Here is a 17,215-nt window from a genome sequence, read left to right on the forward strand (position 1 = left end):
ACTTTATTCCTCCAATTGTTGAAGATTTCGGCTGCGAACCTCTTGTTGCAATTTCGCAACAAACACATCGACATCCATCGACCCAAGGTCTTTACCACGGCGGGTGCGAACGGCAACTTTGCCAGCTTCCACCTCTTTATCACCGCAGACCAACATATAAGGGACGCGACGTAATGTGTGCTCGCGGATTTTAAAGCCTATCTTCTCATTTCTCAAGTCTGCTTTCACACGAATGCCAGCATTCTGCAGCTTACGCGTCAAAGACTCAACATATTCCGCTTGTCCATCGGTAATATTCATTACCACGACTTGCAGCGGTGCCAGCCAGGTTGGGAAGAAACCGGCAAATTCTTCGGTAAGAATACCGATGAAACGCTCCATTGATCCCAGAATCGCACGGTGAATCATCACTGGCGTCTGACGATCATTGTTTTCACCCACATACGTTGCTTCAAGGCGTTTTGGCAGGGAGAAGTCTAGCTGAACTGTGCCGCACTGCCAGGCGCGATCAAGGCAATCATACAACGTGAACTCAATTTTAGGACCGTAGAACGCACCTTCGCCAGGCTGGAACTCAAACTCAATATTGTTTTCGTTCAGCGCGGCAGCCAGGTCTTCCTCGGCACGATCCCACATTTCATCTGTACCGATGCGCTTCTCAGGACGGGTGGATAACTTCACCACGATCTTTTCAAAGCCGAAGGTGCTGTACATGTCATAAACCATGCGGATACAGCTGTTTACTTCGTCACGTACCTGCTCTTCAGTACAGAAGACGTGCGCATCATCCTGGGTAAAGCCACGTACACGCATCAGACCGTGCAGCGCACCTGATGGTTCATTACGGTGACAGCTACCGAACTCCGCCATACGCAATGGCAGGTCACGGTAAGATTTCAGACCCTGATTGAAGATCTGAACATGCCCAGGACAGTTCATCGGTTTGATGCAATATTCACGGTTCTCAGACGAGGTCGTGAACATCGCTTCTTTGTAGTTTTCCCAGTGCCCGGTTTTTTCCCACAGGACGCGGTCCATCATGAAGGGACCTTTCACTTCCTGGTACTGGTACTCTTTTAATTTGCTGCGGACAAACACTTCCAGTTCGCGGAAGATGGTCCAGCCGTCATTATGCCAGAAGACCATGCCTGGTGCTTCTTCCTGCATATGGTAGAGATCCAGCTGCTTACCAATCTTACGATGGTCACGCTTCGCCGCCTCTTCCAGACGCTGCAGATAGGCTGCCAGCTGCTTTTTGTCTGCCCATGCGGTGCCATAAATACGCTGCAGCATTTTGTTGTTGCTGTCGCCGCGCCAGTAGGCACCGGAGATCTTCTGCAGTTTAAAATGATGGCAGAACCGCATGTTCGGCACGTGCGGACCGCGGCACATGTCGACATATTCTTCGTGATGATACAGGCCAGGTTTATCGTCATGGCTGATGTTTTCATCAAGTATGGTGGTCTTGTAAATTTCGCCGCGCGCCGCAAAGACGTCACGTGCTTCCTGCCAGCTGACCTTTTTCTTCACCACATCGTAGTTGGTTTCAGCCAACTGATGCATGCGTTTTTCCAGCAGGTCGATATCTTCCTGAGTCAGGGTACGATCGATGTCGACATCATAATAGAAGCCGTTATCAATGACCGGACCGATCGCCATTTTGGTATCCGGCCACAGCTGTTTAATCGCATGCCCTAACAGGTGCGCACAGGAGTGACGGATGATTTCCAGGCCCGCTTCATCTTTAGCGGTAATAATCGCAACAGCAGCATCTTCGGTAATGGGATCGACAGCATCAACCAGTTCACCGTTAACGCGGCCAGCGATGCAGGCTTTTGCCAGACCCGGACCGATGTCCAGCGCAATATCCATCACACTGACGGGGCGGTCAAAGACACGCTGGCTGCCATCAGGAAGCGTAATTACAGGCATTTCATATCCTTATTTGCAGTGGTAAGCCACACGAAAGCCTACATGCAATGTAATGTAGAATGAGTGACCTGGCGTGATATCAGACCCACATTGTCGGAATGTCGCCAGGATTTTAGTGCGGGGCAGATAATAGCAGTTTTCCCCGTTGAGAAAAACCCATCCCCTTTTCCCTAAGCCATGGAGAGGACAAAAAAAAGCGGCCTGACACACTGTCAGGCCGCCGGATACACCCCAGGCAAAAATGCGCTTACATGGCGTAAGAGAGCATGATTGAGGTTTTGGTATCCGTACGATCCGGCGCAGATTCAGCCGGATGGTTGTTCCAGCTCACGTTGTAAGCCAGTTTCAGCGCGAAATGGCTGTTGATCGCTACCTGCAGACCGGTTTCGGAGTTCACCGTGGTGTCTTCTCCGAAGGTACTCAGCACGGAGACACCCTGAATGAATTTAGTGGTATCGGTCAGCTGCCACTGATAGCTGACTGCGCCATAGCCCAGCGCCTTGGTCTCATGGCCACCGGCGTGGTAATCATCATAACGTACGCCCGGACCGAATTCCGCACGCAGCGAGTGTACCGGGCCATTCAGAATCTGACGACCGTAACCGGCAGTCAGGACGTCGCGTGAATCGTAACCGTTGAAACGATCGCTTAACCAGCTCGCCTGTCCAAACAGGTAGTCATACGAGTTAAGGTTGTAACGTGAACGACCACCAATGTTGTAGGTCTCAGAAGAGCGCTCATCATTTGAAGAGGTATTAGCTGCGTTACCCCACAAGCTGTATGCCATAGATGACTGATACCAGGTCATATTGGTCTGGGCCGTTGTGGATGAGCTGGTCGTGTTACCGGTTTGCGCCAGGTATCCCGCAGCAGCAGAACCTTCAAATGGCTTTTTAGCGGTAGAAGGGTCATCCATTGATGTAAATACGGCGTTATCGGCCAGTGCCTGGTGACAAAAAGCTCCGGCGGAGAGCAAAAGAACAGCAGACAGCTTGTTATAGGCTTTCATTAAATGTGATCCGTGCGACTGTTTAAAAAACGGAGAGTCTGAAGCGTTTTGCCAGGCATTCAATGCAATTTACGGTAAGTTTTGTAAAAAATTATTAACTTACACAAAATGCCTGGAATTGCCCTGACAACCCCTGTTAATTGGGACTCATCTTATTAACGTCGCGCATTATAGTGCTGCACAAATGAAAAGCCAGACGTAACGGCAGAAGAATTTTTCATCATCCTCCTGGCTCCTTACACAGATTTACGCTGTGCGTCACGTCCGATACCCGGCATCTCCTTCATAATTCGCCTGATTTTTCGCCATGGTCTACGCTCAGTTCAGTTTCTTTTCCCCTGGAGGTACCGCATGAGCAGCAATGATTTAACCCGCTACATTGTGACCTTTCATTATCAGGAGTCGGGATTGAGTGACATCCTGGAACTGACCAGCGCAATGACCGCCGCCGGTTTTACCACCACGCTGACTGACAACGACGGTCACCCCCATGAGCTGGGAACGAACAGCTATGGCATTGTCAGTTCACTGGAGGCTGAAGATCTGCGACAACAGGTTACGGCGGCCGGTGAAAGCGCGTTGGGTCAGAAACCTGAAGTGACTGTCATGACCGTTGAAGAGTATCTGCGCAACACGGCGGATTCTCGCCCCGCCACCTCCGCGCCAGAATAAGAGGTGCAATCGTGCGCGTTTTGGTGAATATTTAGGCAATACAATCGTTCTTACGCAGCGAATAACGAGGATAGCCCAATGTGGTCAGCCATTAGTCGTCTGTTAAGCGAGCAGTTAGGCAACGCCGAAATCACTCAACGTCACGCCCTTGCGGGTGGTGATATCCATCCTGCCTGGCATATCCGCTACGGTGAACATGACGTCTTTGTTAAAAGTAACAGCCGCGATATGCTTTCGCTTTTTACCTGGGAAGCCGATCAGCTGGCCTTGCTGGCGCGCACCGGCACAGTTCGGGTGCCTAAAGTCTATGGTGTGGGTCATCACCGTGAGGAGAGCTTTCTGCTGCTGGAATATATCCGGCCACAGCCGCTGGATGAACAGAGCGCGTTTCAGTTGGGACAGCAACTGGCTCGCCTGCACCAGTGGAGCGAGCAGACCCAGTTCGGACTGGATTTCGACAATAATATTACCACCACGCCACAACCTAACAGCTGGCTGCGGCGCTGGTCGGTGTTTTTTGCCGAACAGCGCATTGGCTGGCAATTGCAGCTGGCGGCGGAAAAAGGCATTCAGTACGGCGATACGGAGTTGATTATCGCCTCCGTGCAGCGGGTGCTCGCGTCCCATCATCCGCAACCGTCGCTGCTGCATGGCGATCTCTGGCCCGCTAACTGCGCCAGCAGCGACCAGGGCCCCTGGCTGTTCGATCCCGCCTGCTACTGGGGTGACCGTGAATGTGATTTAGCGATGCTAAGCTGGTACCCCGACCTGCCCCGCCAGATTTACGACGGTTATCAGTCGGTGTGGCCGTTACCCGATGGGTTTTCACAGCGCCTGCCCGTTTATCAGCTTTACTATCTGCTGAACCGGGCTAACGTGTTTGGCGGGCACTGGCCTGGCGATGCACAGTTCGCTATTGGCGAGTTGCTGGATGAAGATGCACTCGGCAACAGTCAGGCCAGGCCGGCCTGACGAGGTTTACCGTCAGATAAAACCCAGCAGCGACAGTGCAAAATAACCGGCTATCGCAATCACCACTGGCAGCACATAAAGCGGGAAAATCTGCAGGAAGATGGTGTGGCGGGGGACGCGCACCTTCTCTTCCAGTTGCTGACGGGTGCGCCCTTCCGGGCCCTTTGCCTGTTCCAGAATCATCTGGTCCTCAATGCCCTCTTTAACGTGACGCGCCTGACGTCCCATCCGCGCGCCTGACGACTCCAGCGCCAGCCCGACAAAAATCAGAATGTAGATCAGCCAGAAGCCCAGGTTCATCTGACCGTTAAATTCGGGTACCGGCGAGTTATGCCAGAAAACGTTCAGGAACGGCGTATTGAAGCGCAGCATATCGACAATGACATGAACGAAATCAAGCATAACGGCATCAATGCCGGGCTGCTTTTCGCTGTGCTTAAACATAAAGCTCAGCACAGAAATAATGGTCGACATCAGCGCCACTAAAAAGAGCACCCAGCCCGCCACGCGCTTAAGGATGGCGATACGGCCAGCCTGTTGATAGGTCATGATATCTCCTGAACCTGGAATCCAATTTGCCGTCAGTCTACCTGCCAACGGTGAAATTTCCCAAATAAAGCGTGGTCGATCGGGCAGAGAGTGCGCCCGCAGAGAATGATGTTAAGGTAAAGCCGACTTTATAAGGAGAACTCTGATGCCGTATCACCGCCCTGTCCTCGCCGCCCTGTTTGATATGGATGGTTTACTGATCGATTCTGAGCCGCTGTGGGATCAGGCTGAGCTGGATATCTTTTCAACGCTGGATGTTGACCTGTCACGTCGCAGTGAAATGCCCGACACTCTGGGTCTGCGCATCGATCAGACTGTACGGATGTGGTACGAAACACTGCCCTGGCAGGGTCCTTCGCAGCAGGAGGTTACTGACCGTATTATTGCCCGTGCGATGACGCTGGTGGATCAGACGCGGCCCCTGCTGCCAGGCGTGGAAACGGCGCTGCAACTGTGCCGCGAACAGGGACTGAAAATCGGCCTTGCCTCAGCCTCACCGCTCAGGATGCTTGAGCAGGTGCTGGAGATGTTCAATCTGCGCCACTATTTCGATGTGCTCTCTTCCGCAGAAGCCCTGCCCTACAGTAAGCCTCATCCGCAGGTCTATCTCAACGCAGCCGACAGCCTGGCAATCGATCCGCTTAACTGTGTCACGCTGGAAGATTCCTTTAACGGCATGATCGCCACCAAAGCGGCGCGTATGCGGTCAATTGTGGTACCCGCCGCTGAACACCGTGACGACCCTCGCTGGGCGCTGGCGGATGTCCGGCTGGATGCTCTGACACAGCTCAGCCTGCAGCATCTGCAGGGATGAAGAACCGCCCGCCTGATGCGGGCTTTTTTTTGCCTGGCAATCTTCTCACTTGATCTCACTCGCAATAAAATAAAACAACGTTTCATTTTTATTGAATTCCAGTACCACTCTGCCTAAGATGCCCGAAGCGTCCCCATTCGGGGCATAAAAACCTGACCTGCAGAGAGGCCTGAGATGGACATTCGTCAAAGCATTCACAGCGATCACGCTAAACAACTCGACACCGATGCGTTGCGCCGTGAGTTCCTGATTGAAACGATTTTCACTGCCGATGACTACGCCCTGACTTACAGCCACATCGACCGCATCATCATTGGCGGCGTCATGCCGGTAAACGCGCCCGTGACGATGGGTGATGAAATGGGAAAACAGCTGGGCGTCAGCTATTTCCTCGAGCGCCGCGAGCTGGGCATGATCAATATTGGCGGACCGGGGCGTGTGGAAGTGGACGGTAAAGCGTGGGAAATCGGTCACGAAGAGGCGCTTTACATCGGCAAAGGTGCCCGCAACCTGCTGTTCCGCAGTCTGAATCCGTCTCAGCCCGCCAAATTCTATTTCAACAGTGCACCCGCACACAGCACCTTCCCGGACAGGAAAATCACGCTGCAGGAGGCGGCTACCGCCACGCTGGGCGATGCCGCGACCTCGAACCGCCGAACCATTCATAAATTCATCGTGCCGGATGTGCTGCCCACCTGTCAGCTCACCATGGGCTTGACCAAACTGGATGAAGGCAGCCTGTGGAACACCATGCCCTGCCACACCCACGAACGTCGCATGGAAGTCTATTTCTACTTCGATATGAGCGAAGAGAGCGCCGTCTTCCACATGATGGGGCAACCGCAGCAGACCCGTCATCTGCTGGTACATAACGAGCAGGCGGTGATCTCACCCAGCTGGTCAATTCACGCCGGTGTCGGTACCCAGCGTTACACCTTTATCTGGGGCATGGTGGGTGAGAATCAGGTCTTTGATGACATGGATCACGTCAAAATCAGTGAACTGCGCTAAGCAGAGGAGAAATACTATGGTACTGAATACGTTTAGCCTGGAAGGTAAAGTGGCAATGGTAACCGGCTGCAACACCGGTTTAGGTCAGGGCATGGCGCTGGGTCTGGCACAGGCGGGCTGCGATATTGTCGGCGTTAACCGTAACGGCCCGGATGACACCCAAAGCAAGGTGGAGGCGCTGGGTCGCCGCTTCTGGCCGGTGCAGGCCGATCTGTTGCAGACCAGCGTAGTAGCCTCTGTGGTTGAGCAGGCGCTGGCCGCTGCAGGTAAAATTGACATTCTGGTCAATAATGCCGGTATTATTCGCCGGGAAGACGCCCTGGACTTCAGCGAGCAGGACTGGGATGACGTGATGAATATCAATAGCAAGAGCCTGTTTTTCCTGTCTCAGCAGGTTGCCCGTCAATTTATCGCGCAGGGACACGGCGGCAAGATTATCAATATCGCGTCCATGCTCTCCTTCCAGGGCGGAATTCGGGTGCCCTCTTATACCGCCTCGAAAAGTGCCGTGATGGGCCTGACCCGTCTCATGGCAAACGAGTGGGCAAAGCATGGCATTAACGTCAATGCCATCGCACCCGGCTATATGGCGACCAACAATACCGAGCAGTTGAGAAATGACGCGTCCCGCAGCGAAGAGATCCTGGGCCGGATACCGGCCGGACGCTGGGGCGTGCCTGATGACATGATGGGCCCGATAGTCTTCATGGCTTCTGCTGCGTCTGATTATGTCAACGGCTACACCCTGGCCGTCGATGGCGGCTGGCTGGCGCGTTAATTTCCCCAACGGGCAGTGTCCTGGCACTGTCCATTTTATTAATAAAATTCACGCTTCGTTACAGCGTCACATGTTCTCATTTACTGGATAAATCCCTATACTGGATGCATCGACAGTTTTCTTTGTAACCAGGTTCTATCATGACGGGCGAAGGCCACATCATTTTTGCCATTGCCAGCGCTATTTTTGCCAAGCGTGCTGAGCTGACACCCGTGCTGGCACAGGCCGACTGGTGGCATCTTGTTCCCTCAGCCCTGCTGACCTGTCTGCTGCCCGACATCGATCATCCTAAATCTCTGCTGGGACAGCGACTCAGCTGGCTCTCTCATCCTATTGCACGGGCGTTCGGCCATCGGGGATTTACCCACAGTCTGCTGGCGATTGCCGCCGGTTTATGGCTTTTTCAGATTAACCTGCCTCAGTCGTCACCGATTCCACCGGATGTGCTGCAGGGTCTGACGCTCGGCTACCTGAGCCATATAGTGGCCGATATGCTGACGCCCGCCGGGGTTCCGCTGCTGTGGCCCTGCCGCTGGCGCTTCCGCCTGCCGATTCTGCGCAGCCAGAAGGGCAATCAGCTGGAGCGGGCATTGTGTCTGGGACTGGTAGGCTATGCGCTGTGGTTCCCGGTAGGGATGCCATCTTTTGGTGCAAACGGCTGGCCATCTCAGCTGTTCGATACGCTACAAAATGGCGTCGGGCGATTAATTTCCAGTCATACTGCGCAATAAAAACGCGCAAAACGCCATTTGGTTATAAACAATGCCATTTGGATATAAGGCACCCTCTGCACCTGCTGTTACCATTCCTGCTGTCTTAATTCGTGATTAACATTATGCGGCCTTCCCATGACGGAAGGCCGCATTACTCTGGAGTTTCAGCATGGACCTTCCTCTTACGCTTAATATCGTGGCCTTTGTGGTGCTGCTGGTATTGCTCTCCCGCTTCAGCCGTCATAACTGGAGCCTGTCGAAAAAAGTGCTGACCGGTCTGGTGATCGGCGTACTGTTCGGCCTGGTGTTGCAGTTGATCTACGGCGAAAACAGCGCAGTGGTTAAAGAGTCGATTAGCTGGTTTAACATCGTCGGTAATGGCTATGTCCAGTTGCTGCAGATGGTCGTCATGCCGCTGGTGTTCGTTTCCATTCTGAGTGCGGTCGCTCGTCTGCATAACGCCTCTTCGCTGGGAAAAATCAGCGTGCTGACCATCGGCGTTCTGCTGTTTACCACCGCCATCTCAGCACTGGTCGGCGTCTTCGTCACCGGCCTGTTTGGTCTGAGCGCAGAAGGTCTGGTACAGGGCGTGCAGGAGACCGCGCGTCTCAGTGCGATCCAGAGCAACTATGTCGGCAAAGTGGCTGACCTGACCGTGCCACAGCTGGTGCTCTCCTTTATCCCGAAAAACCCGTTTGCCGATCTGACGGGCGCCAGTCCGACCTCAATCATCAGCGTCGTGATCTTTGCCGCGTTCCTGGGTGTGGCTGCACTGCAGTTGCTTAAAGATGATGAAGTGAAAGGTCAGCGCGTGCTGGTGGCGATCGATACGCTGCAGTCGTGGGTGATGAAGCTGGTGCGTTTAGTGATGAAGCTGACGCCGTATGGTGTGCTGGCGCTGATGACTAAAGTGGTTGCCGGTTCAAACCTGCAGGACATCATCAAACTGGGCAGCTTTGTGGTCGCCTCATACCTCGGTCTGGCCATCATGTTTGGTGTCCACGCCCTGCTGCTGTCGGTTAATGGTATCAACCCAATGCGCTTCTTCCGTAAAGTGTGGCCGGTTATCACCTTCGCCTTCACCAGCCGTTCCAGCGCAGCCAGCATTCCGCTGAGCGTTGAAACCCAGACCCGTCGTCTTGGCGTGCCGGAGTCGATTGCCAGCTTCGCGGCATCCTTTGGTGCCACAATCGGCCAGAATGGCTGTGCCGGTCTTTATCCGACCATGCTGGCCGTGATGGTTGCGCCAACCGTCGGGATTAACCCGTTTGATCCACTGTGGATTGCCACGCTGGTTGGGATAGTCACGCTGAGCTCAGCCGGTGTGGCCGGCGTCGGTGGAGGTGCAACGTTTGCTGCACTGATTGTCCTGCCTGCGATGGGCCTGCCGGTGACCCTGGTGGCGCTGCTGATCTCCATTGAGCCGCTGATTGATATGGGCCGTACAGCGCTGAACGTCAACGGTTCAATGACCGCAGGTTCCCTGACCAGCCGCTGGTTAGGCATGACCGATAAACGCGTACTGGAAAGTGACGACAACGCCGAGCTGGCGCACCGTTAATCTGCCTTAAACCTGGCGCGCCCGCGCCAGGTTTTTTCCGTCTCTCTTCTCCATAATCTCTCCCATTGATGGCGACGCCGTTAAGAAAGCGTTAAGCATGGTAAACAGGCGAAAAATCCGCGCTTTAGTGCTTGTCTTTGCCCGGTAAAAGGCGAATTCTTCATCCAGTCTTATGAGGAGAACACCTGATGAAAAAGATAATCGCCTCGCTTCTGACGCTAACGCTTCTGACACCCGCTCTGGCTTTCGCCCATCCTGGCGACTGGGGCCCGGGATGGGGTCGACATGGCGGACCGGATCCACACTGGGTCGGTCCCGGACATCACTGGGGCGGACCTGGACCGATTCGCTTTCTGCCTGAAGCCGCAACGGCGGTGCTGATCGGCGGACTGACCTACTACCTGCTCAATGGCAGTTACTATCAGCGCCACGGCGATGAATATGTGGTGGTAGAGCCGCCAGCAGAGTCGCGGGTCAGCAGTGAGATGCGGGTACTCGACTTTAACGGCAAACGCTTCTATGTGCAGGCAGGTCATTTCTACCAGCGGCAGATAGACGGTGATTATGTTGAGGTGCCGCGCCCGGCAGGATTGTAGTCAGCGCCACAACGAAAAACGGCCCGTCAAATGACGGGCCGTTAACTATTCAGAGAGACGAAAACTTACTGCTGAACCTGCGGGTCGGTATCATATTCCGCACAGCTCTGGAAGCCGTAGTTCATCACACGGCCCGTGTCGTTGTAGCTCACGAAATAAGTCTGTGCTTTACCATCGCGCTGACCCAGAACATAAGTCTGGCAGGTGCCGCGCGCGTGGACCATGGTGATTTCAGTAGAAGGTGCACCCGCGATCTGACGAACCTGATCACGTGTCATACCCTTTTTAACATCCTTTACCACTGGCTTAGTCACGTAGCTTTCCGCACGATCGTAAGTCGTACAACCAGACAGTGCAGCCAGTGTCAGCGCCGCAGCGATACATCCCATCACTTTATTCATCTTGTTGTTCCTCATTTATTGTCCATGTGGAAACAAGCCTGGAACATAAATGCTGATTTATCAAGTTTATGAGGAACAATTAGTGGTGCATCAAATGTCAGGATTTCGTAAAGAAGGCTGTTTTGTTGTCAATGCGGCCGTATACTTTCCGCCAAAACAGGTTTTGGATAGCCCCGCCGATTCAGACACCCTCTGCCTTATGGGTATCCGCGCAGAGCGGTGAGATTATCGCCCTTCGGACGCTGTTCGCTTGTCATGCCCGCTTCTGTTCACCCATCGCTGACTATCCCGAGGAACAATGACCCCTGCTCACTCTGACCGCCTGGTTTATGCGATTACACTGGGCCTGCTGGCCGCACTGGGCCCGCTCTGTATCGACCTTTATCTGCCAGCCCTGCCACAAATGGCGCAGGATCTGCACACCGAAACTGCGACCGCGCAGTTGAGTCTGACCGCCGGTCTGTTGGGCCTGGGCTTTGGGCAGCTGCTGTTTGGCCCGATGAGTGACAAATTCGGTCGCCTGCGTCCGCTAACCCTGTCACTGATACTGCTGTTTATCGCCTCAATCGGCTGTGCGCTGGCGCAGGACATCCACCAACTGCTGGTGGCGCGGCTGTTTGAAGGATTAGCGGGGGCGGGCGGCGCGGTATTGTCGCGGGCGATTGCACGCGATATGTACAGTGGTCATGAGCTGACGCGCTTCTTCGCGCTGCTGATGCTGGTTAACGGTCTGGCTCCAGTCGGCGCGCCGGTACTGGGTGGTGTGCTGATGACGATAGTCGACTGGCGCGGCATCTTCATGGTACTGGGCGGCATTGCCATTCTGCTGATCCTGCTGGCGCGCTGGAAGCTGCATGAAACCCTGCCTGAAGCCCGCCGCAACCAGGGCTCGATTTTCTCCGCCTACGCGGCACTCGGTCAGGTGGTCACCCATCGACCCTTTATGGGCTTCTGTCTGACCCAGGGCTTTATGATGTCCGGCATGTTCGCCTATATCGGTGCCTCGCCGTTTGTGCTGCAACAACTCTATGGCCTGTCGCCCCAGGCCTTTAGCTTCTGCTTTGCGGCCAACGGGTTTGGCCTGATCATTGCTTCGCAGACCAGCGCTCGCCTCTGTCCGTTGTGGGGCGAATATCGGGTGCTGAAAGGCGGTCTGACACTGGCTTTTGTCGCCTCTAGCCTGCTGCTGCTGGCCGCGCTACTACACGCACCGTTAGCGCTGCTGCTGCTGGCGCTGTTCTTTACCATCGCCAGCAACGGCGTGATCGCTACCACTGCCTCGTCACTGGCGATGCAGAGTCAGGGCCACCGTGCTGGCAGCGCCTCTGCAGTCATTGGCGTCACCATGTTCACGCTGGGTGCGATTACCGTGCCGCTCACCGGCATTGGCGGCACGTCGGTACTGAGCATGTGCGCCACCATTTTTGGCTGCTTTATGATGGCGATTCTGATGTTTAACGTGCTGGCGAAAAAACCGCTGTCGTAATTAAAAACTCACTGATTTCGCAACGTTTAGCCGCAATCAGTTGCCGCTTAAGCTTGTTGTTTTCGCTTCGGCACGTTAGCTTTACTAAAACGTTCGCATCGAGCCGACTGGCCACTGACCTGAGGAGAAGTTCATGTCACTGCAGCAGGAAATTATTGAAGCACTGGGTGTCAAGCCCGTTATCGACGCCGACCAGGAAGTGCGTGTCAGCGTCGATTTTCTTAAAGCCTATCTGAAACGTCACAGCGGACTGAAAACGCTGGTGCTGGGGATTAGCGGCGGTCAGGATTCAACCCTTGCGGGCAAGCTGGCGCAAACGGCGATCAGCGAGCTGCGTCAGGAGAGCGGCGATAACGACTACACCTTTATTGCGGTGCGTCTGCCGTATGGCGTGCAGGCGGATGAGCAGGATTGTCAGGACGCGCTGGCCTTTATTCAGCCCGACCGTTCGCTGGCGGTGAACATCAAAGAGTCCGTGCTGGCCAGTGAGCGCGCGTTGAAAGATGCCGGTATCACGTTGTCTGATTTCGTGCGCGGCAATGAAAAAGCGCGCGAGCGAATGAAGGCGCAATACAGCATCGCCGGCATGACCAAAGGGGTGGTGGTCGGCACCGACCATGCCGCTGAAGCGGTCACCGGGTTCTTCACCAAATATGGCGATGGCGGTACTGACATCAATCCCCTTTTCCGCCTGAATAAGCGTCAGGGCAAACAGCTGCTGAAGCATCTTGGCTGCCCGGAACATCTTTATCTGAAGAAACCGACTGCCGATCTGGAAGATGATCGTCCAGGCCTGCAGGATGAAGTGGCGCTGGGTGTCACCTACGAGATGATTGATGACTATCTGGAAGGCAAAAGCATCGATCCTGACAACGCCCGTATTATCGAAGGCTGGTATCTGAAAACTGAGCACAAACGTCGTCCGCCGATCACTGTGTTCGACGACTTCTGGAAGTAATCCTGCGCCTCCTTTGCTCCGGCAAAGGAGGCTTCACTCATTTAATTTGTTGAACGCTGCATGCCTCCCACCGTCTCGCGCGCTACCCTCATCGGGCTTATCGCCATTTTGCTCTGGAGCACCACCGTGGGTCTGCTGCGCAGCGTCAGTGAAGCCTTCGGTGCCACTGGCGGCGCGGCGCTGATCTACACCACCACGGCGATCCTGCTTTGCCTGACCCGCGGTTTGCCCATACCTGGCGCACTGCCCGCGCTCTACCTGTGGCTGGGCGGTGCCCTCTTTGTCGGTTACGAGATCTGCCTGGCGCTGGCTATCGGGCTGGCCAGCGATCGCACCCAGTCGCTGGAGCTGGGAATGATCAATTATCTCTGGCCCTGCCTGACCATCGTGCTGGCGATTCCGTTTAATCAGCAGCGCTTCCGTGTCTGGCTCTGGCCAGGGCTGCTGCTGTCGCTGCTGGGGATCGTCTGGGTGATGAAAGGCAGTGGCAGCAGTTCGCCCGCGCTACTGTGGCAGAATATACTGCGCAACCCTGTCGCCTATGCACTCGCCTTTATCGCCGCCCTGACATGGGCGGTCTACAACAACCTTACCCGCCGTTTTGCCCGCGGCTCGAACGGCGTCACGCTGTTTTTTATACTGACCGCACTGGCGCTGTGGCTGAAATATGCCTTCAGCGATCGTCCTGTGCCGTTAACGTTCGATCTGATACCGATAATGGAGGTGCTGTTTGTCGGCCTCTCCACTGCTATCGCCTATTCCGCCTGGAATCATGGGATTCAGCAGGGCAATCTGACGCTGCTGGCCACCGCGTCCTACTTCACGCCAGTGCTGTCGGCTCTGCTGGGATCGCTGTGGCTGGGTCTGACGCCGCCGCTGGCTTTCTGGCAGGGCGTTGCGATGATTACACTGGGCTCGCTGATTTGCTGGCTGGCGACACGGCGTCTTTAACAGACAGCTGGCGATCATTTCACCTGCCTGTTATGCTGTATGGACAACCAGTAAATGGAGTCCATTTTGGTCAGACGTGCTGCCATTCTTCGCCCCGAACCCGACGCGAATACAATTTATCAATATCCCGAACACCTGCGTGAATGGCTGGAAGGCCTGCCGAATCATCCTGGCGTCTACACCTTTCATGGCGAAAGTGAGTCACTGCCGCTTTATATCGGTAAAAGTGTCAATCTGCGTTCGCGAGTGATGTCCCATTTCCGCACGCCGGACGAGGCGAAAATGCTGCGCCAGTCACGGCGCGTAAGCTGGATCCCCACAGCAGGCGATCTCGGTGCGCTGCTGCTGGAAGCGCAGATGATCAAAACCCAGCAGCCGCTGTTCAATAAGCGACTGCGCAAAAATCGCCAGCTCTGTTCGCTGCAGATTACCGACGGCAAACCGAATGTGGTTTACGCAAAAGATCTCGATTTCAGTCAGTCACCCAACCTGTTTGGACTTTATCGCAGCCGCTTTGCGGCGCTGGAACGGCTCAAGCAACTGGCGGATGAGTATCAGCTCTGTCATGGGCTGCTGGGTCTGGAAGCGCTGAGTGCGGGACGCGGCTGCTTCCGCTCGGCTCTGCGTCGTTGCGCCGGAGCCTGTTGCGGTAAAGAGCCGGTCAGCGACCATCAGGATCGGCTGCTGGAGGCACTGGAAAATGTGCGGGTTTTCTGCTGGCCGTGGCAGGGTGCCGTAGGTCTGGTGGAGGAAGGCAAAGAGATGACGCAGATCCATGTTATCGATCACTGGTTCTATCTCGGTTCGGTGAGCAGCATGGATGAGGCCAGAAAACTCCAGCGGCCCAAAGGCGGTTTTGATCACGACGGCTATAAAATCCTCTGCCGCCCGATTCTGTCGGGTGTCTACCCTATTCTTCCGCTATAAAAAAAACCGCCGACGCTGCCCACTCACGTTCAGTGGACAGCGTCGGCGGTCTCAGACCGTTCGCTTAACGAATATTATTCAGCCGGTTCTGCTGGGGGCGCCATTTTGCCGTCGTGCGGGGCTTTCTCAGTCAGACGCTTTTCAAAGTTCGCGTTGTACTGTTTCTTCTGCTCCGGCGTCAGCACGTTATAGAGCTTGTTCTGAGTTTCCAGCATCTTCAGCGCATGCTCTTTCGCGTTGGCGGACATCTTCTCTGCCTGCGCTTCGGCTTTGCTCTGGTCAAAGCTGTCAGACGCAATAATGCTGTGAGCCGCGCGACGCTCGTCCAGTGACGGACGTTTCATCTCTTTGTGGCTCTCTTTCATGATGTCGCGCATCTGGGTTTTCTGCGCGTCGGTCAGGTTCAGACCTTTAAACATCATCTCCATGCCGTGGCGCATTGGCGGTTTGTGCATCGCCTTTTCGCTGCCCGCTGGCGGTGGAGTCAGGTTATCTGCTGCTGCATGGACGGCGCTGGCTGCACCAAACGCCAGCGAAGAAGCCAGTAAAAGGGAAGTCAGTTTGCGCATAATAGTGTCCTTATAATTCATGATAATGACGACAGCACTCTGTCGCGTCTTCGGAAACAAGCATACGACGCTGAACGTCAACTACTCAGAGCCTGAGTAAAGCCGTGAAAGCATAAAAGATAAAAAACGGGCAATCATGAAGAGAATAAGAAGAAAGGCGTGAGGAATTGAAAAAGTTTATGAATTTAAAGCGAATTTGGCAGAAATCATGGAGGAGTGTAATGGTTACGACTGGAAAGCGGAAGGCGATCTCCCGCTTTCCTGTCGATTTTTTTAGCGCCGATGAACTGCAACAGTAAGAACGGTTATCACACCGGCAGCGCCTGAGTCTGTTCACCCTCTTCAATCAGCATCAGTCCGGCACGCAGCCCGGCGGCCACGTTGGGATTGGGGAACAGCACATATTCCCGCGCCTGCTGCACGTAATAGCGCGTATTACCATCTTCCGCCAGCAACGTCCCTTGAGGAAACGCGGTAAAGTTCAGCGTTTCCGGCGACATATGCAGCGTAAAGTGCTCACTCAGTCGGGTGATCTGCTGCGCAACCCGATAGTGACGCGGTTTCACCCTCGCGACAGGCATCGCTTCGCCATAGAGCAGAGAAGCCAGCGCCTGCTGCGCCGCGCTGAACTGGCTGAGATCGTTCTCGCCAAACGGCAGCGCCTTGCCCAGTTCAAGCGTGCAGCTGGCCGCACCGAAGTGCTCGCAGCTGAAATGCGTGAAGGTACCGCCTGGCGAGCGATGAAACACCAGCGCTTCCAGCCCGGCAGCGGCCAGCCAGTCCAAAAATGCAGGCGGCCAGGGACGCTCGTTATGCGGCATCACCCCGAACTGAGGGTGATAAGAGCCGCGAATGGCGGTGTGCATGTCGAGGTGCCAGCGCGTCTCATCGCACTCACCCAACTGCCAGAAGGTTTCCAGCGCCTGCTCCAGCCGCAACACGCGGCGGGCCTCATCACCATCATCAATCTGCTGCCAGCGTCCGCCAAATAGCCGGTTGATGTCATAACGCACATAGCGCTTACCGGCGCGTAGCGCTGAGGGATTACCCAGAATGACCAGCATGCGCTGCTGTAACGGCTTTTCGCCTCGCAGCAGCGGGTTAACCAGCTGGTTTACGATTTCTACCGGGGCCGTTTCATTGCCGTGGATCCCGGCAGAGAGCACCAGCGCCTGTTTAACCGGCACCGTCGGCTCCATCAACAGTATGCCGTGATACAACCACTGCCAGCGAAGATGCGCCGTTTCACCACTACGCTTACGCGGCACCTCGCCGGAAAGCGTTTGCTGTAAAAAGTCCTGCATCATTCCTCCTTT

At 54.9% G+C, this 17,215-nt stretch carries 19 protein-coding genes; 13 read left to right on the forward strand and 6 right to left on the reverse strand.

Annotated features, from left to right (window positions below; all coding sequences use genetic code 11):
* Positions 1-3: 3 nt before the first annotated feature.
* Together thrS and NP77_RS12780 are read right to left on the reverse strand one after the other, a co-directional pair.
* Entirely contained in the window at positions 4-1,932 is a 1,929-nt protein-coding gene (gene thrS, locus NP77_RS12775; RefSeq protein WP_039660375.1) for a threonine--tRNA ligase, read from the reverse strand.
* Positions 1,933-2,179: 247 nt separating this feature from the next.
* Positions 2,180-2,941, reverse strand: coding sequence for a YdiY family protein (locus tag NP77_RS12780; RefSeq protein ID WP_003848331.1), 762 nt, complete (start codon positions 2,939-2,941; stop codon positions 2,180-2,182).
* 351 nt (positions 2,942-3,292) lie between these two features.
* On the opposite strand from NP77_RS12780, the gene ghoS reads away from it, so the two are divergent.
* On the forward strand, positions 3,293-3,613 hold the full coding sequence (ghoS, locus tag NP77_RS12785) for a type V toxin-antitoxin system endoribonuclease antitoxin GhoS (RefSeq protein WP_003848334.1): 321 nt from the start codon (positions 3,293-3,295) through the stop codon (positions 3,611-3,613).
* 78 nt (positions 3,614-3,691) lie between these two features.
* Complete coding sequence (locus NP77_RS12790) at positions 3,692-4,585, forward strand: fructosamine kinase family protein (RefSeq protein WP_008926180.1); 894 nt, start codon at positions 3,692-3,694, stop codon at positions 4,583-4,585.
* A gap of 12 nt (positions 4,586-4,597) precedes the next feature.
* Here NP77_RS12790 and NP77_RS12795 read toward each other — a convergent pair whose 3' ends face one another.
* Complete coding sequence (locus NP77_RS12795) at positions 4,598-5,134, reverse strand: YniB family protein (RefSeq protein ID WP_003848337.1); 537 nt, start codon at positions 5,132-5,134, stop codon at positions 4,598-4,600.
* Positions 5,135-5,279: 145 nt separating this feature from the next.
* Here NP77_RS12795 and hxpB point away from each other — a divergent pair, with 145 nt between their 5' ends.
* The 6 genes from hxpB (at position 5,280) to NP77_RS12825 (ending at position 10,607) form a co-directional block, all read left to right on the forward strand.
* On the forward strand, positions 5,280-5,948 hold the full coding sequence (gene hxpB / locus NP77_RS12800; protein WP_003848339.1) for a hexitol phosphatase HxpB: 669 nt from the start codon (positions 5,280-5,282) through the stop codon (positions 5,946-5,948).
* A gap of 174 nt (positions 5,949-6,122) precedes the next feature.
* Entirely contained in the window at positions 6,123-6,959 is an 837-nt protein-coding gene (gene kduI, locus NP77_RS12805) for a 5-dehydro-4-deoxy-D-glucuronate isomerase (protein WP_008926179.1), read from the forward strand.
* Between the two features lie 16 nt (positions 6,960-6,975).
* On the forward strand, positions 6,976-7,737 hold the full coding sequence (gene kduD / locus NP77_RS12810) for a 2-dehydro-3-deoxy-D-gluconate 5-dehydrogenase KduD (protein ID WP_003848343.1): 762 nt from the start codon (positions 6,976-6,978) through the stop codon (positions 7,735-7,737).
* Between the two features lie 140 nt (positions 7,738-7,877).
* Positions 7,878-8,468, forward strand: a complete 591-nt coding sequence (locus NP77_RS12815) for a metal-dependent hydrolase (RefSeq protein ID WP_003848345.1) — start codon at positions 7,878-7,880, stop codon at positions 8,466-8,468.
* A 151-nt stretch (positions 8,469-8,619) separates the two neighbouring features.
* The gene (locus NP77_RS12820; RefSeq protein WP_003848346.1) at positions 8,620-10,011 is read left to right on the forward strand and encodes an L-cystine transporter; all 1,392 of its coding nucleotides are present in this window, start codon (positions 8,620-8,622) and stop codon (positions 10,009-10,011) included.
* A gap of 188 nt (positions 10,012-10,199) precedes the next feature.
* Positions 10,200-10,607 carry a DUF6515 family protein gene (locus tag NP77_RS12825; RefSeq protein WP_039660377.1) on the forward strand — a complete coding sequence of 136 codons (408 nt, stop codon included), beginning with the start codon at positions 10,200-10,202 and terminating at the stop codon, positions 10,605-10,607.
* Between the two features lie 65 nt (positions 10,608-10,672).
* On the opposite strand, the gene osmE is transcribed toward NP77_RS12825, so the two are convergent.
* Positions 10,673-11,008, reverse strand: coding sequence for an osmotically-inducible lipoprotein OsmE (osmE, locus tag NP77_RS12830; RefSeq protein WP_003848350.1), 336 nt, complete (start codon positions 11,006-11,008; stop codon positions 10,673-10,675).
* A gap of 49 nt (positions 11,009-11,057) precedes the next feature.
* Here osmE and NP77_RS23460 point away from each other — a divergent pair, with 49 nt between their 5' ends.
* The 5 genes from NP77_RS23460 to cho all read left to right on the forward strand — a co-directional run bounded on the left by NP77_RS23460 (position 11,058) and on the right by cho (position 15,330).
* Complete coding sequence (locus NP77_RS23460; protein ID WP_008926177.1) at positions 11,058-11,231, forward strand: hypothetical protein; 174 nt, start codon at positions 11,058-11,060, stop codon at positions 11,229-11,231.
* A gap of 75 nt (positions 11,232-11,306) precedes the next feature.
* Positions 11,307-12,494: a multidrug effflux MFS transporter gene (locus NP77_RS12835; protein ID WP_003848351.1), complete on the forward strand. Its 1,188-nt coding sequence runs from the start codon at positions 11,307-11,309 to the stop codon at positions 12,492-12,494.
* Between the two features lie 133 nt (positions 12,495-12,627).
* Positions 12,628-13,452, forward strand: a complete 825-nt coding sequence (gene nadE / locus NP77_RS12840; RefSeq protein WP_008926176.1) for an ammonia-dependent NAD(+) synthetase — start codon at positions 12,628-12,630, stop codon at positions 13,450-13,452.
* 60 nt (positions 13,453-13,512) lie between these two features.
* Positions 13,513-14,403, forward strand: coding sequence for an aromatic amino acid DMT transporter YddG (yddG, locus tag NP77_RS12845; protein WP_039660378.1), 891 nt, complete (start codon positions 13,513-13,515; stop codon positions 14,401-14,403).
* A 66-nt stretch (positions 14,404-14,469) separates the two neighbouring features.
* Complete coding sequence (gene cho, locus NP77_RS12850; protein ID WP_039660501.1) at positions 14,470-15,330, forward strand: excinuclease Cho; 861 nt, start codon at positions 14,470-14,472, stop codon at positions 15,328-15,330.
* A gap of 74 nt (positions 15,331-15,404) precedes the next feature.
* Here cho and spy read toward each other — a convergent pair whose 3' ends face one another.
* Together spy and astE are read right to left on the reverse strand one after the other, a co-directional pair.
* Entirely contained in the window at positions 15,405-15,899 is a 495-nt protein-coding gene (spy, locus tag NP77_RS12855) for an ATP-independent periplasmic protein-refolding chaperone Spy (protein ID WP_003848356.1), read from the reverse strand.
* A gap of 308 nt (positions 15,900-16,207) precedes the next feature.
* Positions 16,208-17,203, reverse strand: coding sequence for a succinylglutamate desuccinylase (astE, locus tag NP77_RS12860; RefSeq protein WP_003848357.1), 996 nt, complete (start codon positions 17,201-17,203; stop codon positions 16,208-16,210).
* Between the last annotated feature and the right edge of the window lie 12 nt (positions 17,204-17,215).

The sequence above is a fragment of the Pantoea sp. MBLJ3 genome, from assembly GCF_000816655.1.
In the GTDB taxonomy this organism is placed as follows: Bacteria; Pseudomonadota; Gammaproteobacteria; order Enterobacterales; family Enterobacteriaceae; genus Pantoea; species Pantoea eucalypti.